We start from the raw sequence: 21,556 nt of genomic DNA, 5'->3' as shown, positions 1-21,556 counted from the left end.
CCATGCCCCTGCTAGACCCGTCCTCGATTCCCGCGCTGCAGGTGACCATCAACAACGCCCTCCTGCCCTCGGAGGCCGACGAGGATCTGCTCGAGGTCACCGTCGAGCAGACCCTGGGCAAGTCCGGCCGCTTCACGCTGCGCCTGCTCACCTGGGACATGGATCGGCTCGAGCACACCTGGGTGGACGACGATCTCTTCGCCGTGGGCAACAAGGTGGAGATCAAGATGGGCTACTCCGGCGCGCTCACCTCGCTGCTCTTCGGAGAGATCACCGACCTGGAGCTGACGGCCTCCGCCGGGCAGCCGCCGAGCCTGGTGGTGACGGGGCTGGATGCCCGCCACGCCATGGCGCGAGGACAGAAGACCCGGACCTTCCAGGACAAGTCCCACGCGGACATCGCCAAGCTGATCGCCCAGGAGAACGGGCTCAAGGCCGAGGTGAAGGGCGTCACCTTCAAGCGGCCGATGGTGGTGCAGAACAACCAGTCGGATCTGGCCTTCCTCCACCTGCTGGCCCGCGAGAGCGGCTGCGAGCTGTCCATCAACGGCAAGAAGCTCCACTTCCGGCACCGGGAGAGCTCGGCCTCCTCCACCCTGACGCTCGCGCTGGACTCGGGGCTGCTCGAGTTCACCCCCCGCATCTCCGCGGCCTCCCTCGTCAGCTCGGTGGAGGTGCGCGGCATGGACGTGACCCAGGCCAAGGAGGTGGTGGGGATGGCCAAGGCCAACAGCCTGGGGAAGAGCGTGGGGACGCTGAGCAGCGACAAGCTGTACGGCAGTCAGGTGCGCGTCATCACCCACCAGGCCGTGAGCCAGAAGTCCGAGGCGGACGCCTTCGCCCAGGCGGAGCTGGAGCGCCTCTTCTCCAGCGCCGTCACCGGCTCGGGGAGCTGCTTCGGCACTCCTGGCGTGCAGGCCGGCGAGGTCGTCCGCATCGAGGGCGTGGGCAAGCGCTTCAGCGGCCTCTACCAGGTCACCTCGGCCACGCACGCGTTCTCGCGCAAGGGAGGCTACCGCACGAACTTCAGCGTGCAGGGCGGTACGCGAGGCACCGAGGATCCGGAGACGACGGAGGAGCTGGCCGCGTCCCCCGGGAGCTCCAGCCGCATCCATGGCGTCGTCACCGGCCGGGTGACGAACACCCAGGATCCGGACGGCCTGGGACGCGTCAAGCTCGCGCTCCCGTGGCTGGACGAGAAGTTCGAGAGCGGCTGGGCCCGGGTGGCCACGCCCATGGCCGGCGGCGAGCGGGGCTTCTACCTGCCCCCCGAGGTGGAGGACGAGGTGCTCGTCATGTTCGAGCACGGCGACGTCACCGCTCCCTACGTCGTCGGCTCGGTCTGGAACGGCCAGAACAAGCCGCCAGCCCCCAACGACGACGGCAAGAACAACCTGCGCGTCCTCAAGTCCCGCAGCGGCCACACCTTCACCCTGGACGACACCCAGGGCGAGGAGAAGGTCATCCTCAGCGACAAGACGGGCAAGAACCTCATCCTCATCGACTCGAAGAACAACTCCATGAGCATCCAGGTGGACAAGGACCTCACCATCCAGGCCCAGGGGGAGATCTCCGTGCAGAGCCAGGGGAACATGACCTTGAAGAGCCAGGGGGATCTGGCCGTGGACTGCGCCAACCTCTCGATCAAGGCCCGACAGTCCGTGGCGCTCGAGAGCCCGGCCGGTGAGGTGTCGATCAAGGGCTCGAAGGTCACCGTCAACGATGGCGCCCTGGAGGTGGTGTGATGCCCGGCTATCTGCTCGTGCAGAGCGCGCAGGTGAAGTGCGTCCATGGTGGCACCGCCCAGCCCACCTCGCCGCTGCCGCGCGTCAAGGTGCAGGGCATGGCGGTGGTGGCCGCGGCCGCGCCCTACTCCGTCGCTGGCTGCACCAACCAGCTCCCGACAGCGCCCTCGCCCACGCCCTTCCCCTGCGTGACGGGCATGTTCACGCCCCCCACCGCCACCCAGCGGGTCAAGGTGATGGGACAGGCGGTGCTCCTGGAGAACAGTCAGGCGACGTGCACCCCCACCGGAACCCCGCTCCAGATCGCGCCCACGCAGCAGCGCGTGAAGGCCCAATAGGAGGATGCCCATGGCTGGAGACTTCCTTGGATCAGGCTGGAGCTTCCCGGTAGGCCTCGACGCCTCGGGACAGGTCGCGACGAGCCAGGAGGAGGCGAAGATCCGCCAGTCGCTCTGGCTCATCCTCTCCACCGCGCCCGGCGAGCGGGTGATGCGCCCGGACTTCGGCTGCGGCATCCACGCGCTCGTCTTCGAGAACATCGGCGCGGGGACGATGGGCCGGGTGGCCAGCGAGGTGACCCAGGCGCTGACCCTGTGGGAGCCCCGCATCGATCTGCTCGGCGTGGACGTGCAGCCCGACGAGGAAGAGCCCGGCCGGCTCCTCATCACCATCACCTACGCGGTGCGCAGCACCAACAGCCGCTTCAACTTCGTCTACCCCTTCTACGTGAGCTGACGCGCGATGGCCCCCCTCACCCCGCCCAAGCTCGACTCGCGAACCTACGGCGACCTCGTCGCCCAGCTCGAGGAGCTCGCTGGCACCTACTCGGGCTGGCGCCCCGCTCCCAACGGGCAGGACCCCGGCTCGGCGCTGATCCGCATCTTCGCGCGGATGATGAGCCACGTGATCGGTCGCCTCAACCAGGTGCCCGAGAAGCACCACCTGGCGTTCCTGGATCTGCTGGGCGCGCAGCGGCTGCCGCCCCGCCCCGCCCGGGCCGCGCTGTCCTTCCAGCTGGCGGAGGGCGCCAAGGCCGAGGCCAGCGTGCCGGCGGGCACCCAGGTGGCGGCGACGTCGGCGCCCGACGGTGGCGAGGAGATCGTCTTCGCGACGGAGCGTGCGCTCGTCCTGACGCGGGCCAGGCTGACTTCGCTCATCGTCCGCGAGCGGCGGCGCGAGTGGGACTCGGCGACTCCCCCCGCCGCCTTCCTGATCGATCGCGCCAGCGACCGCACGCCCCTCCCCGGCGGCACCGCCACGGAGTTCCAGGCGTTCGTCGCCCACGACGCCGTGGAGCACTCCCTGTTCCTGGCCTGCGACTCCCTCTTCACGAGGCTCGGCGTCCAGCGGCGGTGGCTGACGCTGCAGTGGCAGACGGCGCCCACGGTGGACATGGTCTGGTCCTTCTGGGATGGGGCGACGTGGCAGGCGCTCACCCCCCAGAAGAATGGCGCCTCGTGGCAGCTGAACCTCCCGGCGGCCCCGGCCGTCCGGGAGATCAACGGTCGCTCCGCCCGCTGGGTCCGAGGCCAGCTGACTCGGATACCGCTGAGCGGAGACACACCCGCGGCCCTGCCCATCCTCACGTCCGTCTCCGCGAGCGTCGAGCTGAAGCGCGACGGCGTGGCACCGGACGTGGCGCTCTTCAACACCGCCCCGCTGGACATCAGCAAGGACTTCTATCCGCTGGGCGAGCGGCCCCGCTTCAACGACACGTTCGCCGTGGCCAGCAGCGACGTGTTCTCCCAGCCCGGGCGCAAGGTCACCGTCTCCCTGACGCTGACGCCCTCCCTGCTGCCGATGAACCCGACGCCCCCCGACACGCTTAAGCTCGTCTGGGAGCTCTGGAACGGCAGCACCTGGCAGAAGCTCGGCGAGTCCACCAAGAGCGGCAGCACGGACGCCGGAGCCAGCTTCGTGGATCGCAGCCAGGCCTTCACGGTGCAGCCGACCGGCACGAACGTGGGCAAGGAGATCGAGTTCAACCTGCCCCAGCAGCTCGGCGAGACGGAGGTGGGCGGCCGACGCAACCGCTGGCTGCGCGTGCGGCTCGTGGGGGGCCACTACGGAGAGGACCAGAAGGTCGTCTACACCGACGGCCAGGTGCCGAAGGTGTTGCCCGCCACCTACCAGCCGCCCTCGATCCAATCGCTGAAGCTCAGCTACACATCCACGGTGAGCCGCGCCCTCGAGGCGTGCTTCCTGCTGAACGACGGCACCTACGAGGACTGCACGGCCCGGCTCGTGACGATGGGCTCCCCCGTCACGCCCTTCGTCCTCAGCGCGGATCCGGGGCCGTCGCTCTATCTGGGTTTCGACCAGGCCTTCGCGAACCGCCCGACGCTGCTCCACCTGGAGGTGGCGCTGCCTCGCCCGGAGGAGGTGCTCGCGCCCGCGCTCACCCAGGGAGTGGAGCCGCCCGAGGCCGAGGAGCCGCTCCAGCTCGAGTGGGAGTACCGGGGTGCGAACGGCTGGGCCGCGCTCCGAGCCGAGGACGAGACGCAGGCGCTCAGTCGCAGCGGGCAGCTGCGCTTCATCGGCCCGGCGGACTTCACGGCCAGCCGAGAGTTCGGCCAGGTGCGCTGCTGGCTGCGCGTCCGCTGGCTGAAGGGAGGCCTCCGCGAGCGCGTGCGCCTGCGTCGCGTGCTGACCAACACCGTCTGGGCCAGCCATGCCACCACGGCCACGCGCGAGGTGCTGGGCTCGAGCAACGGCGAGCCGGATCAGGTGTTCACCGCCACGCGGACGCCCGTGCTTCCCGGCCCCCGCCTAGAGGTACGCGAGCCCTCCCTGCCGGAGCCCCAGGAGCAGGCGGAGCTCGAGGCGCTCGAGGGCCCTGACGCCGTCACCACGACGCTGGACGAGCGGGGCGAGACTCACGAGGTGTGGGTGCGCTGGCATGCCGTGCCCGATCTGCGAGCCTCGCAGCCCAGGGATCGCCACTACGTCATCGATCACCAGACCGGGGAGGTGCGCTTCGGCAACGGCCGGCAGGGGCGGATTCCCCCCGTGGGGCGCGACGGCATCCGCCTGGCCTGGTACCGCTCCGGAGGCGGGGCACGCGGCAACGTGCCGGCCAGGGCCCTCACCCAGATGAAGAGCACGGTGCCGTACGTGGACGGGGCCATCAACCCGGACGCCGCCTCGGGCGGCGCGGACCTGGAGGAGCTGGAGCGCCTCAAGGAGCGCAGCTCCCGCACCCTGCGCCACCGGGGCCTAGCCGTGACGGTGGATGACTTCGCGGATCTGGCCCGGGAGGCCTCGCCCGACGTGGCGCGCGTCCAGGTCATCACCCCCTCGTTCCAGCCCGCCGATCAGATCGCTCCCGACAGGAACATGGTGGAGCGCGAGGGGCAGGTGCTGGTGGTGATCATCCCCTCCAGCGCCGACCCCCAGCCCGTCCCGAGCCGGGAGCTGCTGGATCGAGTGGAGACCTACGTGCGCGACCGGTGCCCGCCAGCGGCCCGGCTCGAGGTGTGCGGCCCGGCCTGGGCCGAGGTCCACGTGACCGTCTCCGTGATCCCCGAGTCGCTCGAGGCCTCGGAGGCCGTCCGCGAGCAGATCCAGCAGGCGCTCGCGCGCTATCTCCACCCGCTCCACGGAGGCGACTCCGGCGAGGGCTGGGACTTCGGCCGCTGGCCGCACCGCTCGGATCTGTACGCGCTGCTCATGAAGCAGGAGGGCGTGGATCGGATCGACTCACTCTCCGTGTCCGTGAACGCGCCCCAGGGGACGCTCCCACAGGCCGTGCTCATCTACTCGCGGGCCGAGAACATCTCCGTAACCCTGAAGAACCGGGAGGACTGACCGGTGCTCAAGCTGCCGCAGCTCGATGATCTCACCTATGCCCAGCTGGTGGAGGAGGCCCGCGCCCTCATCCCCATGCTGTCCCCTGGGTGGACGGACCACAACCCCTCCGACCCGGGCATCTCGCTCCTGGAGATGTTCGCCTGGCTGACGGAGATGACGGTGTACCGACTGGATCAGGTGCCCGAGCGCAGCTACTGGACCTTCCTGGAGCTGCTCAACGGGCCCGGCTGGGAGCGCCCGGTGAACACGGGGGCGGACGCGCTGGAGACGGCCATGCGCGACACCGTGCGGGAGCTGCGGGAGCGCTACCGCGCCGTCACGTGCGAGGACTTCGAGCACCTGGTCCTCGAGGACTGGAAGGGGGCCGGAGTCCGCGTCCGCCGGGCGCACTGCGTGGCGGAGCGCAACCTGCTGAAGTCCGCCTCGGACACGGCCCTCGGCCACATGAGCCTGGTGGTGGTGCCGGATGCGCCCTGGCCCGCGCGCTGGGCCTGGGGACGAGCCGGCCTGGTGCCCGCGCCTCCCGAGCCCGCCTTCCTGCTCACGTTTGGCGGAGAGACGGCCTTCGTCGCGCTCGGCCTCTACGGGGATGAGTTCTCGGAGGACACCACCTTCTCCGCGTGGATCCACCCGCTGGACCTGGGCAAGGGGCGCCAGATGCTGTTCTCCCGGGGCGGCCTGGAGGGGAGCGCGCTGGTGCTGGAGCCGGATGGGAGCCTGTCCTTCTCCCTGGCCGGAGTCCGGCAGCTGTCCTCGCAGCCGGGCCTGATCCAGGAGGGAACCTGGACCCACATCTCCATCACCCGCACCCACATGGAGGACGGCGCCACCTTCCGCCTCCACCTCAGCGGGCGGGTGGTCGGCGAGGCGGCCCTGCAGGGCGCCATCCCCCTGAGCGCGGCGCCTCTGCCCCTGCGGCTCGGCGGCCCCAGCACCGACGCTCGGGATGGCAAGGTGTACTCCTTCAGCGGCTTCATCAGCGACGTGTGCCTGTGGCGCATGGCGCGGACGGTGGGGCAGCTCGCCGACGATCTCAAGCGCCTGCCGCGCGGAGACGATGACGCCCTCGTCGCCTGCTTCCCCTGCGACGACGGCCCTCCCGGCAACGTCGTGCGCAACCTCAAGTCCGGGGGACAGGACGGCCAGGGCCAGGGCACCTCGTGGCGTGATGCCACCCTGCCGCTCGCGGCCCCGAGCGCCCTGCTGAACGCGCTCCACGCCTTCCTCGATGAGCGCCGCCTTCTCACCACGAAGCACCACGTCCTGGCGCCGGCCTCCGTGCAGGTGAACCTCAGCGCGGAGCTCTACCTGCGCTCGGACGCCCTGCCCCAGACCGTCATCCAGGATGCGTCCTTTGCCCTGCAGCGCTACCTGCACCCCCTGACGGGTGGCAGGGACGGCAAGGGCTGGCCCTTCGGACGCAGCATCTACCTCTCCGAGGTGTATGAGGTGCTGAGCGGCGTGCCCGGCGTCGACTTCGTGGGCACCGACGGCGAGTCCGTGGAGGGAGGCGGGACAGCTCACGGCGTGGTGCTCGGCGTCACGAACGACACCACACGGCGCCTGGCCGATGGCTCCCTCCGCCTGTTCTCGCACGAGCTGCCCGCGCTGGGGACGCTGACCTTCAAGACCTTCGACTTCGTGGGGGGCCAATGGCTTCGAACGAACCCGTGAGCCGCTACCTCCAGCACCTGCCCGCGGTCTTCCAGGCCGAGCCGTTCCTGGGGCGCTTCCTGCTCGCCTTCGAGCGCATCCTGGGCGGGTTGGACCTGGCCCAGGAGCCGCAAGCCGTCGAGCAGATCCTGGATCGCATCCACACCTACTTCCAGCCCGGAGGGGACGGAGAGCGCGAGGACGAGCGCGCCCCCGCGGAGTTCCTGCCCTGGCTGGCGGGCTGGGTCGCCACCAGCCTGCGGGACGACTGGGACGAGGAGACGCGCCGCCGGTTCATCCGCCGCATCCCCGCGCTGTACCGGCTGCGCGGCACCCCCGCGGGGCTCAAGGAGATGCTGCGCATCTACCTGGGCTCGGAGACGGACATCGAGATCCACGAGGACGACAACACCCCCTACTACTTCCGGGTGTCGTTCTCGGTGGCCGAGCGCGACGCGACGCTGCTGGCGCGCAGGTTCCGCATCGCCCAGGCCATCATCGAGCAGGAGAAGCCGGCGCACACCTTCTATGGGCTCGCGATCCGGTATCCACAGATGCAGATCGTCACCGAAGGCCCGAACCGCCTGACGGTGGGGAAGAACACGGTGCTCGGCTCGGGCACCCTGAACGTCAAGCTCTAGAGGAGCTGCACCATGGCGGACTACAACCAGCCAGACTACGTCACCCAGCGGCCGCGCTACTTCAACAACCAGTACCTGTCCGAGCAGGACTTCATCGACGAGCAGAAGTACCACATCGACCGGCAGCGCCGGCATGACCGGCTGCTCCACGTGTCGGGCATCGCCTGGGGGCTGGAGGTGACGAGCAGCGGCGCCGTGGTCACCGTGGCGCCCGGGACGGCCATCGACGATCAGGGCCGGCACCTGCTGCTGGACACGGCCCAGGCCCGGACGCTGACCAGCGAGCACCAGGGCACCCGGTGGCTGTTGCTCCGCTACCAGGAGGTGGCCACCAACGAGGTGGTGGGCGACCAGGGCGTCCGCGGCTACACCCGCTTCACCGAGACAGCGCTCGTGTTCCACGAGGCCCCGGGAGGCACGGCGGACGACGGCCGCATCCTGCTGGCCGAGCTGACGGTGGCGGCGGACGGCAGGGTGACGAACGTGAAGCTGGACAAGCGCCGGTTCTCGGGCGTGCGGCTCGGGGGCCCTTCCGGCAAGGCGTTCTCGCTGCGCTCGAGCAGCGACGGCGCGCGGGCGATGCTGGACGGAGCCCTGGCGCTCTCCGAGCCGCTGACGATCGGCACGACGAACGCGGCCCGAGCGCAGCTCGAGATCAAGGGCGTGGCCGACCGCCCACCGCTGCGGGTGTCGGACGCCACCGGCAAGGATCTGCTCCTGCTGGGCAACGACGGCATCCTCACGGTCGGCGCGGCGGATCGGGTGGGACGGGTGGCCGTGGGGGGCAGGGCAGCCACCCTGGAGCTGGGCGTGGGCACCGACAAGCAGGTCGATGCCGGCAAGATCACCTACCAGCAGTGGACGGACTCGCTGGAGATCGTCGGCGCGGGCAAGACGTCTGACGATCGGAAGCTGAGCGTGTTCGCCGAGGGAGGTACCACCTTCAAGGGCCCCGTCCGCCTGTCCAACAAGCTCCTCTACCTGCGCGACAGCGATACCAACCAAGGCCTCGGCTGGTATGGAGGAAACAAGCTGCTCCAGGATCGCGGGGTGGATGGCCCGTTCCTCTTTGGCTGGACCGGAGGAGCCCTCGGCACGACGAGCGGGGGGGAGCGCGCCGCGCTCTTCTGGAACGAGCAGGGCCGCATCGGCATTGGCATCGCCCGGGCCCCCGTCGCGCAGGTCGAGATCCAGGCCACGGCGTCCAACGTGGGGCCGCTGAAGGTGATGAACTTCGCCGGCAACGAGATGCTCACGATGAGTGTGGACTCCATCATCAAGATCGCGGGCGCCGAGCTGCAGCTACGGCCCACGAACCACACCTCCTTCTTCAGCCTCGTGGCCCTCAACGACAAGCCGCTCTACCTGCGCGGCCCGGCCGACAAGAACCACGGCCTCGCCTGGTACGGCAGTGCCGGGACTTTCGCCAATCAGAAGCCCGACGGGCCGGTGCTCTTCGGCAATCTCGGAGGCGCGCTCGGCACTCTGAATGGGGGGGAGCGCATCGCGCTCTCCTGGCAGAGCGATGGCGCCGTCAAGATCGACTCCCGCAACCAGGGCGATGCCTTCGTGTCCGGGTTCCCGGAGCGAGTCCGGATGATCCGCGGCTCCGTCCACGGCGATGGTGCGATCAACGTCGGAACGGGCTTCACGGTCTCCAAGGCGGGCACCGGCCTCTACGACGTCAACTTCACCCATGCCTTCGGCGGCGTGCCCACCATCATTGCGACCCAGCAGTACACCGGCAGCAACAACCAGGGTGGAGACACGAGGGACAACGTGGTGGTCGTCTTCAACACGAAGGAGAAGTTCCGCGTCAAGACAGGCGACGGGGACGGCAAGCCGGACAACCGCTACTTCCACTTCATCGCCATCGGCACGTAGGAGCCCCGCGAGCGGGCGTGCTCACTCCCAGCCCTCCAGCTCCGGCAGGTTGGGAAAGGGCAGCTGCAGCTTCTCCAGCTCGCGGCGGGCCGCGGCCAGCACGTGGCGGGGCCGGACGGCGGGCTTCTTGTTGCCCTCCCGAGCCTCCTGGGCCGCCAGGAAGGCGGCGTGCAGGGCGATGCCGCGGATGACGGCCCCGGAGACCTCGAGCAGGGCCAGGCGCGATGGATCCAGCCCCTCGGTGGGCGTTCCCGGTGGGAAGGCGCGCTGCCAGAGCGCCCGGCGCTGACGCGGGCCGGGCATGGGGAAGTCCACGATGAAGCGCAAGCGGCGCAGGAAGGCCTGATCCAGGGCGGAGCGGCGGTTGGTGGTGAGGATGGCCAGCCCGTGGAAGGACTCCATGCGCTGCAGCAGGTAGCTCACCTCGAGGTTGGCGTAGCGATCGTGGCTGTCCTTCACCTCGCTGCGCTTGCCGAAGAGCGCGTCCGCCTCGTCGAAGAGCAGCACGGCGCCGCCGGACTCGGCCGCGTCGAACACCCGGCGCAGGTTCTTTTCCGTCTCGCCGATGTACTTGCTCACCACCCCGCTCAGATCGATGCGGTAGAGCTCCAGCCGCAGCCGCTTCGCCAGCACCTCGGCGGCCAGCGTCTTGCCGGTGCCGCTGGGGCCGGAGAAAAGCACGCTGGTGCCGGTGCCGCGCCAGCCCGCTGGCGAGAAGCCCCAGGTGTGGTGGACGAGCCCCCGGTGGCGCAGGTGCAGCTCCACCTCGCGGAGCTGCTGGCGCAGGGAGTCGGGCAGCATCAGGTCCTCCCAGTCCGCGCGGACCTCCAGGCGCTGCGCCAGCGCCTCCAGCCGGTGGCGGGACTGGCCCAGGGCGCTCGTCCAGAGCGCCTCGGCGAGCTGCTCGGGCTTGGGCTTCTGCCGCAGCATGAGGTGGCCCAGCCCCTGGGTGGTGGCCGAGGTGATGGCGGCCTGATCCAGATCGAACTGGTTCACCAGCGCGTCGATGGCGGCCTGGGGCTCGAGCGCCCGGGCGGTCTTCGCATCGAGGCGCCGGCCCAGGGCGTCGGCCCACAGGGCGCGCTGCTCATCGGGGCGCGGCAGGGGGACGTCCTGGAGCACGGAGAGCCGAGCGCCAGTGGGCCTCCGCTCCGGGCTGGCCAGGAAGAGCAGCCCCTGGATGGAGCCAGCCAGCCGCGGGATCGTGAGGGAGCGTGTCCCCTCCCCCGTCTCGAGATCGTGGCAGTCCAGCAGCAGCGCCCGACGGTCCAGGAGCGCCTCGCGGCTCCAGAGCCGGGCCAGCCGCTCCAGCTCCTCTGGCTCGCTCGGGAGGTTCTCCGCCGGCAGGACGTGGAGCTCCAGATCGAGCAGCTCGGAGGCACGCGCGGCGATGGCGGCCTGATCATGCCGGCTGCGGCCACAGAGCTGGAGGACCGGCAGCCGTGCGTCACGCGACGCGCTGATGCAGGTGGCAGCCACCTGTCGGGCGAGCTCCTCGTGCGAAGGCACCAGCGGGCCCGCCTCCGGAGGAGCATGGAGGAGCCGGGCCAGCCGCTCGTCCAGCCCGTCGATGCCGAGGAGGAACTGCCAGATGCGCTCGTCCGCCTTCAGGGGTGCCAGGGCGAGCGCGGCGCCAGCCCCTACGCCCACGAGCCCCCAGCGCCGCAGCGGAGCCTGAGGGGCGAGCGCGTCCCAGTGGGAGCCCGGCAAGGCGGCGAGCGCCAGGGAGAAGGTGGGATACGGACGCTGGGCGTCCCCCTGGGCTCGAGCGAAGAGCGCGGGGAAGCGTGCGTCCAGCTCCAGTCCGGCGCACAGCAGGAGCACGTCCCGCTCGAAGGGAGAGAGCCTGAAGGCCTCACACAGTGTGCGCAGCGCGGGAGGACGCTCTGCCTCTTCCGACCACTCGGGCCAGCCCTCCGCGTCTTCCTTCGCCGGTGGGCTCGCGCCCTCGGGCGAGTCCGCATGGCGCTCCAACAGGAGCCGCACCCGCTGGAGGCAGGCGGAGAGAAAGGCCCGGTTGTGCTGCTCCCAGCTCACACATCGTCCATACCACGCCGCGACGGTAGAATGGCTCTCTCGATGCGCCCCCCGCCCGTCCCGGAGGAGCCCGACCGTGCATGCCCGGCAGCAGTCAGGACAGCAGGCCTTGCAGCGCAAGCCCTCCGAGGGCTCCTCGCGGGAGGAGGGAGCACGGCACGAAGGGGTGGCGCCCCCGCTGGTGGGGCTCGAACGCGCGAGCCGGTTCGGTCATCGGCTGGAACACATTCCTGTGTCTCGGCCTCCCTCTCGTTCCGAGGCGGAAGCGGAAGCAGACGTCCCTGCTTCGCTCATCCATCAGTCCGCCAGGCGGGGCGTGCAGACGCCCTCGATGGCGCTTCCCTACGCCGAGCAGCTCCAGAAGGCGTTCGGCCGGCATGATCTCCGCTCCGTTCGAGCACACGTGGGAGGAACAGCCGCGGAGAGCGCCGTGGAGATGAACGCCCAGGCCTACACGCAGGGCAACCACGTGGTCTTCGCGGGCAGGCCCAGCCTCCATACCGCCGCGCACGAGGCGGCCCATGTGGTGCAGCAGCGCGCGGGGGTGCGGCTCGCGGGCGGAGTCGGAGCGGAGGGAGATGCCTACGAGCGCCATGCCGATGCGGTGGCCGAACGCGTGGTGGCGGGGCTCTCCGTGGAGTCCCTGCTGGACCCGTTCGCCGGCCAGGGTCCCGTCTCCGGCGCACCGGTGCAAGGCATGGCCGTACAGCGCTCTCGGATCGAGTTCGAGAATCTCAGTTCCGCGCTCGGCAAGGCGGTCTCCGCGCATACGGGGAGTGCCAAGAAGGTCGACAGCAACCTGCTGCTCCACGGTCATGCGAGTGAGTTCCGCTTCCCCAAGAGCCCTGGGGGGAAGCCGGAACAGCTGGCCTCCTTCATGGTGGATGACTGGACGAACAGGAAGCGCGTGGACGATCTGTCATCCACCATGGCCCAGGTCTTCAACAAGAACGAGGTCCGCCAGGAGGTGGATGACTGGGGCTGCACCGGCACCATCCTCGACCCGCTGTTGAACCGCTTCATCTTCGAGGCTCCGCCCCAGGAGGACTGGCTGTCCCCTCGACAGGGCGAGACCTTCATTCCGCTCTCCATCCGCGACACGCTGGACGTGACGAGCACCCCCATCCAACGCCTCATCATGCATCTCGTCTCCCTGCGCGCCGCGCTGAAGCTGCGCGAGACCGAGGAGGCCGCCCTCAACGTGGGCAGCGTGCGGATCGTCGATCCAGCCGATGAACGAAAGAAGGCGATGGAGGCTCCGTCCTCCAACAAGGGCCGCAAAGCCAGCAAGCAGCCCGCGGACGAGGAGCAGGGTGAGGACGTCCAGCTGAACTGGGCCGCGCTGATGCGGGCATGCCGAGGCGTGGTGAAGACCCATCTGCTGGCCAACCGGGCTCCGCCTCGGGAGCCCCCCTCGGTCGCGAGTAGCGGCACCATCATGGATGCATTGATGGCCAGTTGCTTCGAAGCGGCCGGCGGATTCTCGACGCTGGTCGCGAAGGAGATCCTCACGGTCGACGATGCCCGGGGATACGACCTGCCGAAGCGCTCCGGCCAGAGATCGCGCCTGAGCGACCAGGGCAAGGCCAGGCACATCGGCCTCGCCCTGAACCACGTCCGGTTCATCCTCTGGTCCGAGTGGCGGGCCGTTCATGAACTGCTGACCGCCACCGCGGCCACCACGAGCAGCGCTGCGAAGGACGAGCAGCCCAGGAAGGACGACGCGAACAAGAAGGACGATACGAGCAAGAAGGAGGATGGGAAGGGCGGCAGCTCCTCCGGAAAGCAGGCGGCCAAGGCCCTCACCCCCGATGGGCGGCCGAGCGAGGCACTGAAGCAGGCCTACCGGGCTTCGATTGTCTCCTCGGATACCTACCTGTCCCAGGCCGAGGGTGCCCTCCTGGCGACGGCGTGGGGTGTGACGGCCCGGGTCTACACCGAGCTCAGCAGGCCGCAGGGAAGTGAGAAGCTCTACGTGGACACGGTGTCCGGTGACGTGTTCCGGCTGTCCGAGAAGGAGACCGCAGCGGATGGCAACTGCCTCATCGACGGGCTCTGCCTGCTCAGCAAGAACCACAACGCCAGCAAGAAGGAAATCTCCGACGCTCGCACCAGCGTTGCCAAGGATCTGGCCGACGAATACGTGGAGGCGGAGTGTGCTTCCATCATCACGGAGTTCATCAACGGGAACCGCGAAGGCTTCCACCAGGGCTTGGGGGATGCCGTGCACGATCTCCTCTCCCGGGACCCCGCCATCCAGAGCCAGAGGGACAAGGCGCTGCGGAAGGCTCAAAGCGAGAAGTCGAAGCGGAAGGACTCTTCCGCGAAGAAGGAGGTCCCTTCAGCAGCGCAGCCTGTCGGAAAGTCCGGCAAGGAGCGTTCAAGCACGCAGCACGGTCGCCCCGGCATGGGCCGGCTGTCTCCGAGCGTGACCTACGGCTCGGGAGTCAAGCAGGGCTACCTGATGTTCATCCAGAACCCTGGCCACTACGTAGTGCTGGAGAAGGTCGCGCCAGGAAACACCTCGAGTCACGGGGTGGCCCTGGCGGGGGTGGCCCTGGCGGGGGGCCTGGCGGCCCTGGCCTACTGGATGGGGTACCTCTGAGCCGGTTCCGGGAGGAGGCGGACCTGAACACCGCGCAAAGCTGACATTCTTGTCATCTTCGCGTCAGCTCCGCGCCCGCTCTTTTCACTAGAAGTTCCGGGCACATGGCTCCGAAACGGAAAAGAGGAGTCCGGCCCGTGCAGCACGAGGGTAGTCCACCGGCACCGCAAGCAGGTTGCGGACATCTCCTGGGCACGCCACTTCGCAATGAAGCAAAGGGGCGTTCTGCGCACTGAAGAAGGCGAGCATCCCTTGAAGTACGCGAAAGGCCCCCAGAGGCAATCCGCTCACAGCCCAGTCCCAGCCCCAAGCGAGGGACTGCCCATTCCGAAGCGCAGCCACCTGCTGAGGGAGAAGACCTGCCGACTTCAGTTCCGCAGGCCCGAACAAACCCGACCGTACCGCGGACGCGAAGGCCCCCACGCGCCGGTCCAGCGCAGCGAGCTCATCCCGAGAGAGAGAAGCAGCGGACCAGACGTGCACCCGTAGCGGGCCCGAGATGACTTCAGGGGAAAAAGCGGTCAAGCCACGCTACCTCCTGGCCACCACTCAGGGGCCACATCTGGATTTCCTCAAGGACCGCGCGCGGAGCACGCAGGGCGCTGACGGCCTTGCCCACCGCGCGGTAGTGCTCCAAGGAAGGAGCCTCGGTCGCCCTCCCCAGCACCGGGCCCTGCCCCGCTTGTATCAACGCGCCTCCGGCTCCCAATGAATGCACCCGCACTTGAGGAGGAAGCCCGCGTGCCAGCTTCTCCTGTCCCCCCAGTTGGTTGGTCATCTCTGGCCCCAACAAGGTCAGCCAGTTCACATCGATCACGCCTCGAACGGACCGTGACAGGAAGAACAAAGGGTAGCCGTAAGAAAGGCCCGGCAGCTCCGTGAGCCAGTCCTCCAGCGTACTGACCGCCTCGGGCTCATGCCGAACCTCCTCTTCTTCCCAGAGAAGCGAATACCCTGCGTATCCCCAATGTAAGGGAAATTTCGCAAGAGCTTCGCGGACCAGGGCGAGAAGCGCCCCTGGGTCCTGCCAGGTGGCTTCGAGCGGAACTGCCATCCTGAAGAACGAGCACGGCTCCTTGGCGTTGCTCTGATCCGAGAACATCTCGAACGCAGGCAGCGCGTAGTCATGTCCTCCTCTTCCGCCGTGAAGCCTCAGCCCCAACAACTTCTCTCGAAGCGACGCCTTGTCCTGCAACCAGAAGGGCAACATCTCCAAGGTCTGGTTCGTGGCCTTCTTCACGCGACTCATGGTGTTCGTGCGGTAGAAGGTCACCCCTGCCCCCCAGCGCTCGAGGAAAGCCTGGTAGAACGCCAGCATCCCTGGGGCTCCATGCTCAAGGCTCGTCCGTGAGAAGGCCAGCACCTCCATGCAGGGACTGATGAGATGATCACCGTTTCCGGACTTCACGGTGTCAAGTTCAGCTTCCGCCATCTGCTCTCTCCTCACTTGCAGTCGCAATCTTCTGGACCGACAGGCACGAGCTAGCGATTGCCTTTGGAAGGCGGTAGCCGGTGCATGCTCACTGGCAAAGCCGGCGGAGCCACCGGCGCATGTTGTCCTTGTCCTCGGAGAACCAGCCGGTGCGCTCCTCGTACATGAAGGGCTCTAGCAGATGCGCCAGCGCACGGTATTGGGGAAGCAAGGGTGGCGCACTCGCGGTGTCGATGACCTCCGGCCAATCCCCCAGGCTGATCAGCAGGCGCTCGCCCTCCAATTCCTGGAGCGTCACCTCCGGGAAGGCGAGCTTGTCGCGCAGCCCCTGGACCTGGCCCAATTGGCCCAGCAGCGGCTGGCCTAGGAAGGTGAGCCAGTAAGCGCCTCTCGCATGTGTGCCAATGACCCGGCTTGTATCCTCCAGGTAATAGAGATCCAGGCCCAGGTAGCGAGACAGCGGAGCCAGAAGTTCCTGGCGAGCCCCATACCAGAGCCCACGCGGACACACGAAGGCGAGACTGGCGTACCCGAAGCTGAAGGGCAGTTCGCGTCCGAGTTCAATCGCCAGAGCGCGCAGCTGGGCGGGACCGTGCTCCAGGAGGTACTCCGTGGGAAAGGAGAAAGCCACCCCGCTCGTGGCGTCCTCGTCGTGAGAGAAGAGCGGCGCATCGAGCCGTCGGCCCCGGTACTCGAAGTGGTAGCCCCCCACTTCGCTAGCGTCTTCCTCCAGGTCGATATTGCAAGCGTTCGCCGAAGGGCGGTCGAGCATCTTCGAACGGATGTGCTCCCATCCCTTGTCGTCGAGCGGCAGGGTATCTCCCTCGGGGCTGCCATACCAACCCAGCGCTCGAGGAGGGATGGCACGACGGTAGGTATCCAAGGCTCGCCACACGGAGGAGGCCACTTCCCCATGGGAGCGACGCATGAAGAAACAGACCACGACGCCGTCGCGGGCCATCAGAACACCCCACTTGTTCCGCAAGCGGATGACAGGAACCTTCTCCCTCATCGGGTCATCCCCCTGCGTGGGGAAATGATCACGGCCTTTCCCCCCAACGCTTCCTTGTAGATCTCGCCCTGATTGGAGTTGGCATAGGCACTGCCCTCCCCGTACTCCCTCCACCGCGGAGCATTGGTGTCCGGACAAGGAAACTTGAAGTCGAGGACCAAAGCGGCTCTGCGCAGGTCGCCATCCGCGTGCAGCACGATGTCCGGCTTGATCGTGCGCCAAAGTTCTCGGGTGCAGCCCTGAGCGATCAGTCGCGCCTCCTCTTCTCGGCTGACGGTCTCGAGAAACCGAGCATTGAGATAGAAACGGTAGCGCTGCTCGACGCTGAACGGCGCTGGCCACAACTTCTCCAGGACCTCACGAGCGCACTGGAGGGCAATCTCATGCTTCTGCTGCCCCAGCAGGATGGCCCGTGTGATGGGTTCACCGCAGCCGTCCACCTCCACCTCCTCCCCGCACTCTTCTCGGGTAGGCGAGCGGTTGCCAAACCATGAAGCATTCACCTGCCGCTCGGCTTGCCGGGCGCACTCCACCAACCGCTCCTCGAGCTCTCCTACGGCATTGTCGCTCTCCAGCAATGTGAGCAGCGCAGGGACCCACCGGGCGAGTTCGGAGGCGACAACCCGCGTCGCAGCGGGCGCAAACGAGCCTGCCCCATTCGCCGCCGTGGCGGCATGTCGGATCCGGCTCGCCGTCTCTGTGTCGAGGCGCAGGTCCCTATGTGAGGAGCGTTGTGAGCTACCGGCACAAGCTGAGAGCAGGGCACATGCCAGCCCCAGGCGAGCGAGCCCCCAGCGCACGGTTCGGTGAGCGATCATGTGCGTCTCCCCAGAGTCAGCAGGGACCAGCACAGTGACAGCACATCGCCAGGAGGAGTAGTCGGGCAACGAAAAAGCCCCCGAGTCTTTCGACTCGGAGGCTCTTTCGGAGTGCCCAGGGCGGGATTCGAACCCGCACACCTTTCGGCGCCACCCCCTCAAGATGGTGTGTCTACCAGTTCCACCACCTGGGCTTTTCTACGCGGGCCGATGTACCTGAACCGCGTTGGGTCACGCAACGGTTTTCAACCGTCGCGCTCCCCTCTTTCTTCCTACTGCGCCGGCGCGGGAGTCGCCGGGGCCGGTGCCGCAGGAGCCGGAGCGGCCGGGGCCGCCTCGTTCGCAGGCGCAGGCGCCGTCTCGCGCGGCTGCTCCAGGGTCGCCGGAGCGCCAGGCGTCCCAGCAGGCGCGGGCGTCTCCGCCCCCGTCGTGCCGGCCTCAGCCCCCGGGGTCGCCGGAGCCGTCGCCGCCGGCTTCTTGCTCGTCGTGCCCGCCGCCACCGACGTCTTCAGGCCCACGAACGACAGGCCCAGCGACGTCAGGAAGAACAGCGCCGCGCAGACGCCCGTCAGCTTGCTCAGGAAGGTCACCGCGCCCCGGCCGCCGAAGGCGCTCGTGGCCGCGCCACCACCGAGGGCAGCGCCCATCCCCGCGTCCTTACCGGGCTGCAGCAGGATGACGAAGATCATGAACACGCAGAGCACGACGTGCACGATCGTGAAGAAGGTCAGCATGGCTTCTCTTTCAAACGCTCAATGGAAAGGACGCGCACCCTACACAACCGGACACCGGGGTGACAACTTCTTCCAGCCACCCCGCCCCGGCCGCTCTCAGGCGCCCGCCTTGACGATGGCCGCGAAGTCGCCCGCCTTCAAGCTCGCCCCTCCGACGAGCGCCCCGTCCACGTCCTTCTGCCCCAGCAATTCCGCGGCGTTGTCCGCCTTCACGCTGCCGCCGTACTGGATGCGCACCTGCTCGGCCGTCCCCCCGTCGTACAGCCGGGAGAGCTGCGAGCGGATGGCCGCGTGGACCTCCTGCGCCTGGGCGCTCGTGGCCGTCCGCCCCGTGCCGATGGCCCACACCGGCTCGTAGGCCACCACGAACCTCGCCACGTCCGCCCCGCCGAACCCCGCCAGCCCGCCCTTCACCTGCCGCTCCACCACCTCCAGCGTCCGCCCCGCCTCGCGCTCGGCCAGCGTCTCGCCCACGCAGAGGATGGGCACCAGCCCCGCCTTCAGCACCGCCTGCGCCCGCTTGTTCACCGTCTCGTCCGTCTCGCCGAAGAACTGCCGGCGCTCCGAGTGCCCGAGGATGACGTAGGTGCACCCCACGTCCTTCAGCATCGACGCGGACACCTCGCCCGTGAATGCCCCCGACGCCTCCCAGTGGCAGTTCTGCGCCGCCAGCTTCAGGTTCGAGTCCTCGATGGCCTTGGCCACCGGGTGCAGCGCCACGAACGGCGGCGCGACGACGATCTCCACCTTGTCGCGCAGCATCGACACCATGCCCCGAAGCTCTCGCACCAGCGCGAGCGCCTCGGTCACGGTCTTGTTCATCTTCCAGTTGCCGGCGATGACTTTCCGGCGCGGCTCGGCGGCCATGCTTCCTCCCAGGTGCCTGTGCGGCTACTTCGTCTCCAGCGCCTTGATGCCCGGCAGCGCGATGCCCTCGAGGAACTCCAGCGACGCGCCACCACCCGTGGACACGTGGCTCATCTTCTCCCCGTAGCCCATCTGCTGCACCGCCGCCGCGCTGTCCCCGCCGCCGATCACCGTCACCGCGCCGCGGTTGTTGGCCATGGCCTCCGCCACCACGCGCGTGCCCTCGGCGAACTTCTCCACCTCGAACAGGCCCATGGGGCCGTTCCACACCACCGTCTTCGCGTTGCGGATGTGCTGGGTGAACTGCGCCCGCGTCTTCGGCCCGATGTCCAGGCCCATCACGTCCGCCGGGATGTTCCGGTCCGGCGTCTCGCTCTTGCTGCTCTTCTCCGACGGCTCGTTGCCCACCACGTGGTCCACCGGCAGGACGATCTCCGTCTTCAGCCGCTGCGCCGCCTCGAGGATCTTCGTGGCCAGGGACAGCTTGTCCTCCTCCACCCGGCTCTTGCCCACCTCGGCGCCCTGCGCCTTGAGGAAGGTGTACGCCATGGCGCCGCCAATCAGCAGCGCGTCTACCTTGGGCAGCAGGCTCTCGATGACCTTGATCTTGTCGCTCACCTTGGCCCCACCCAGGATGGCCACGAACGGCTTCTCCGGGTTCTTCAGCACGCGGCCCAGGTACTCGATCTCCTTCTTCATCAGGAAGCCGGCCGCCTTCTCCTTCACGAACGGCACCATGCCCGCCGTGGAGGCGTGGGCCCGGTGCGCCGTGCCGAACGCGTCGTTCACGTACACGTCCGCCAGCGACGCCAGCTCGCGCGCGAAGGACTCGTCGTTGCCCTCCTCCTCCTTGTGGAAGCGCAGGTTCTCCAGCACCAGCACCTGCCCGTCCTTCAGCTCCTTCACCTGCTTCTTCACCGCGTCCCCGATGCAGTCATCCGCGAGGATGACCTCGTGCTTGGGGCCCAGCAGGTCCGCCAGCCGCGTGGCGGCCGGCTCCAGCGAGAACTTCGGCTCCGGCCCCGCCTTCGGGCGCCCGAGGTGCGAGGCGAGAATGACCTTGCCGCCCATCTCCAACGCGCGGCGGATGGTCGGCAGCGCCTCTCGGATACGGGTGTCGTCGGTGACGCGCTTGCCCTCCAGCGGGACGTTGAAGTCCACGCGGATGAAGACGCGCTTGCCCGTCAGCTGCAGGTCATCGATGTAGCGGATCATTCTCTCGGTCTCCCCTCTCGGTGCGCCCTGTGCCGCGGACTAGAAGCCCTTGGCCGCGAGGAACTTGCTGGTGTCCACCATGCGGTTGGAGAAGCCCCACTCGTTGTCGTACCACGCCATCACCTTCACCATGTTCTCACCCATGACGAAGGCGTTGGTGGCGTCGAAGATCGCCGAGTGCGGGTTGCCGTTGTAGTCGATGGAGACCGTCTGCTCGTCGCTGTACTGCATGATGCCCTTGAGCGGGCCCTCGGCGTTCTTCCGGAACGCCTCGAGCAGCGCCTCCTGCGTCACCGACTTGCTCGTCACCACCGTCAGGTCCACCAGGGACACGTTCGGGGTCGGCACGCGGATGGCCAGGCCGTGCATCTTGCCCTTGAGCGCCGGCAGCACCTCGCCGATCGCCTTCGCGGCGCCGGTGCTGGTCGGAATCATGGAGAGGGCGGCGGCGCGGGCGCGGCGCATGTCCTCGTGCGACAGATCCAGCACGCGCTGATCGTTGGTGTAGCTGTGGATCGTCGTCATCAGGCCCTTCTCGACGCCGAAGTTGTCCACCAGCGTCTTGGCCACCGGCGCCAGGCAGTTCGTGGTGCACGAGGCGTTGGACAGGATGTGGTGCTTCTTCGGATCGTACTGATCGTGGTTGATGCCGTAGGCGATGGTGATGTCCGGGCCCTTCGCCGGGGCGGAGACGATCACCTTCCGGGCGCCAGCGGCCAGGTGCTTCTCGGAGCCCTCGCGCGCGGTGAAGCGGCCGGTGCACTCCAGGACGATGTCCACGCCCAGCGACTTCCAGGGCAGCGCAGTCGGGTCCTTCTCCGCGGTGACGGCGATGGTGCGGCCGTCCACGACGATGGCCTTCTCCTGCGCCTTCACCTCACCCGGCCACGTGCGGTGCACGGAGTCGTACTTGAACAGGTGGGCCAGGGCCGTGGGCTTGTCGAGATCGTTGATGGCGACCACCTCGAGGTCCTGCTCCTTGCGAGCCAGGATCGCGCGCAGCACGCAGCGACCGATGCGACCAAACCCGTTGATGCCGATCTTCGTGGCCATGTCTGTCTCCTTTGAGAACGAATGGTGGGCGCCTGGCCCACGTAGCGAGA

Annotated in this window: 16 protein-coding genes and 1 tRNA gene; 8 read left to right on the top strand and 9 right to left on the bottom strand. The window is 68.4% G+C overall.

Features of this window, described 5'->3' with window-relative positions:
• Positions 1-2 precede the first annotated feature (2 nt).
• From KY572_RS22975 to KY572_RS22945, 7 genes are read left to right on the top strand one after another with little or no spacing between them, the layout of a single operon-like run.
• Positions 3-1,745, top strand: coding sequence for a VgrG-related protein (locus KY572_RS22975; RefSeq protein ID WP_224245082.1), 1,743 nt, complete (start codon positions 3-5; stop codon positions 1,743-1,745).
• A complete protein-coding gene (locus KY572_RS22970; protein ID WP_224245081.1) occupies positions 1,745-2,083 on the top strand; it encodes a hypothetical protein in 339 nt (112 codons plus the stop codon). The genes KY572_RS22975 and KY572_RS22970 overlap by 1 nt, the downstream gene beginning before the upstream one ends.
• Positions 2,084-2,093: 10 nt before the next feature.
• Positions 2,094-2,480, top strand: a complete 387-nt coding sequence (locus KY572_RS22965) for a GPW/gp25 family protein (protein WP_224245080.1) — start codon at positions 2,094-2,096, stop codon at positions 2,478-2,480.
• Between the two features lie 6 nt (positions 2,481-2,486).
• The gene (locus tag KY572_RS22960; protein WP_224245079.1) at positions 2,487-5,552 is read left to right on the top strand and encodes a putative baseplate assembly protein; all 3,066 of its coding nucleotides are present in this window, start codon (positions 2,487-2,489) and stop codon (positions 5,550-5,552) included.
• A gap of 3 nt (positions 5,553-5,555) precedes the next feature.
• On the top strand, positions 5,556-7,229 hold the full coding sequence (locus KY572_RS22955; RefSeq protein ID WP_224245078.1) for a LamG-like jellyroll fold domain-containing protein: 1,674 nt from the start codon (positions 5,556-5,558) through the stop codon (positions 7,227-7,229).
• Positions 7,208-7,849: a phage tail protein gene (locus KY572_RS22950; protein WP_224245077.1), complete on the top strand. Its 642-nt coding sequence runs from the start codon at positions 7,208-7,210 to the stop codon at positions 7,847-7,849. Before KY572_RS22955 ends, KY572_RS22950 begins: the two co-directional genes overlap by 22 nt.
• A gap of 12 nt (positions 7,850-7,861) precedes the next feature.
• Positions 7,862-9,733: a hypothetical protein gene (locus tag KY572_RS22945; protein WP_224245076.1), complete on the top strand. Its 1,872-nt coding sequence runs from the start codon at positions 7,862-7,864 to the stop codon at positions 9,731-9,733.
• Positions 9,734-9,754: 21 nt separating this feature from the next.
• On the opposite strand, the gene KY572_RS22940 is transcribed toward KY572_RS22945, so the two are convergent.
• Positions 9,755-11,770 (bottom strand): ATP-binding protein, encoded by a 2,016-nt coding sequence (locus KY572_RS22940; protein ID WP_224245075.1) that lies wholly within the window; start codon positions 11,768-11,770, stop codon positions 9,755-9,757.
• 331 nt (positions 11,771-12,101) lie between these two features.
• Between KY572_RS22940 and KY572_RS22935 the strand changes: the two genes are divergently transcribed.
• Positions 12,102-14,375 carry an eCIS core domain-containing protein gene (locus KY572_RS22935; RefSeq protein WP_224245074.1) on the top strand — a complete coding sequence of 758 codons (2,274 nt, stop codon included), beginning with the start codon at positions 12,102-12,104 and terminating at the stop codon, positions 14,373-14,375.
• A 505-nt stretch (positions 14,376-14,880) separates the two neighbouring features.
• Here KY572_RS22935 and KY572_RS22930 read toward each other — a convergent pair.
• From KY572_RS22930 to gap, 8 genes are all read right to left on the bottom strand, one after another.
• Entirely contained in the window at positions 14,881-15,807 is a 927-nt protein-coding gene (locus KY572_RS22930; protein ID WP_224245073.1) for a type VI immunity family protein, read from the bottom strand.
• An 88-nt stretch (positions 15,808-15,895) separates the two neighbouring features.
• Positions 15,896-16,690 (bottom strand): type VI immunity family protein, encoded by a 795-nt coding sequence (locus KY572_RS22925; RefSeq protein WP_224245072.1) that lies wholly within the window; start codon positions 16,688-16,690, stop codon positions 15,896-15,898.
• 125 nt (positions 16,691-16,815) lie between these two features.
• Positions 16,816-17,637, bottom strand: coding sequence for a hypothetical protein (locus KY572_RS22920; RefSeq protein ID WP_224245071.1), 822 nt, complete (start codon positions 17,635-17,637; stop codon positions 16,816-16,818).
• Positions 17,638-17,749: 112 nt separating this feature from the next.
• A tRNA-Leu gene (locus KY572_RS22915) sits at positions 17,750-17,831 on the bottom strand.
• 78 nt (positions 17,832-17,909) lie between these two features.
• Positions 17,910-18,371, bottom strand: coding sequence for a preprotein translocase subunit SecG (gene secG / locus KY572_RS22910; protein WP_224245070.1), 462 nt, complete (start codon positions 18,369-18,371; stop codon positions 17,910-17,912).
• A gap of 96 nt (positions 18,372-18,467) precedes the next feature.
• On the bottom strand, positions 18,468-19,238 hold the full coding sequence (gene tpiA / locus KY572_RS22905; RefSeq protein ID WP_224245069.1) for a triose-phosphate isomerase: 771 nt from the start codon (positions 19,236-19,238) through the stop codon (positions 18,468-18,470).
• A 24-nt stretch (positions 19,239-19,262) separates the two neighbouring features.
• Entirely contained in the window at positions 19,263-20,453 is a 1,191-nt protein-coding gene (locus KY572_RS22900) for a phosphoglycerate kinase (protein WP_224245068.1), read from the bottom strand.
• Positions 20,454-20,492: 39 nt separating this feature from the next.
• Complete coding sequence (gene gap / locus KY572_RS22895; RefSeq protein ID WP_224245067.1) at positions 20,493-21,506, bottom strand: type I glyceraldehyde-3-phosphate dehydrogenase; 1,014 nt, start codon at positions 21,504-21,506, stop codon at positions 20,493-20,495.
• Positions 21,507-21,556: the final 50 nt, after the last annotated feature.

The sequence above is a fragment of the Hyalangium gracile genome, assembly GCF_020103725.1.
In the GTDB taxonomy this organism is placed as follows: domain Bacteria; phylum Myxococcota; class Myxococcia; order Myxococcales; family Myxococcaceae; genus Hyalangium; species Hyalangium gracile.
The sequence above is the reverse complement of the archived record's forward strand: the minus strand, read 5'-3'. Positions and strand labels throughout refer to the sequence as shown.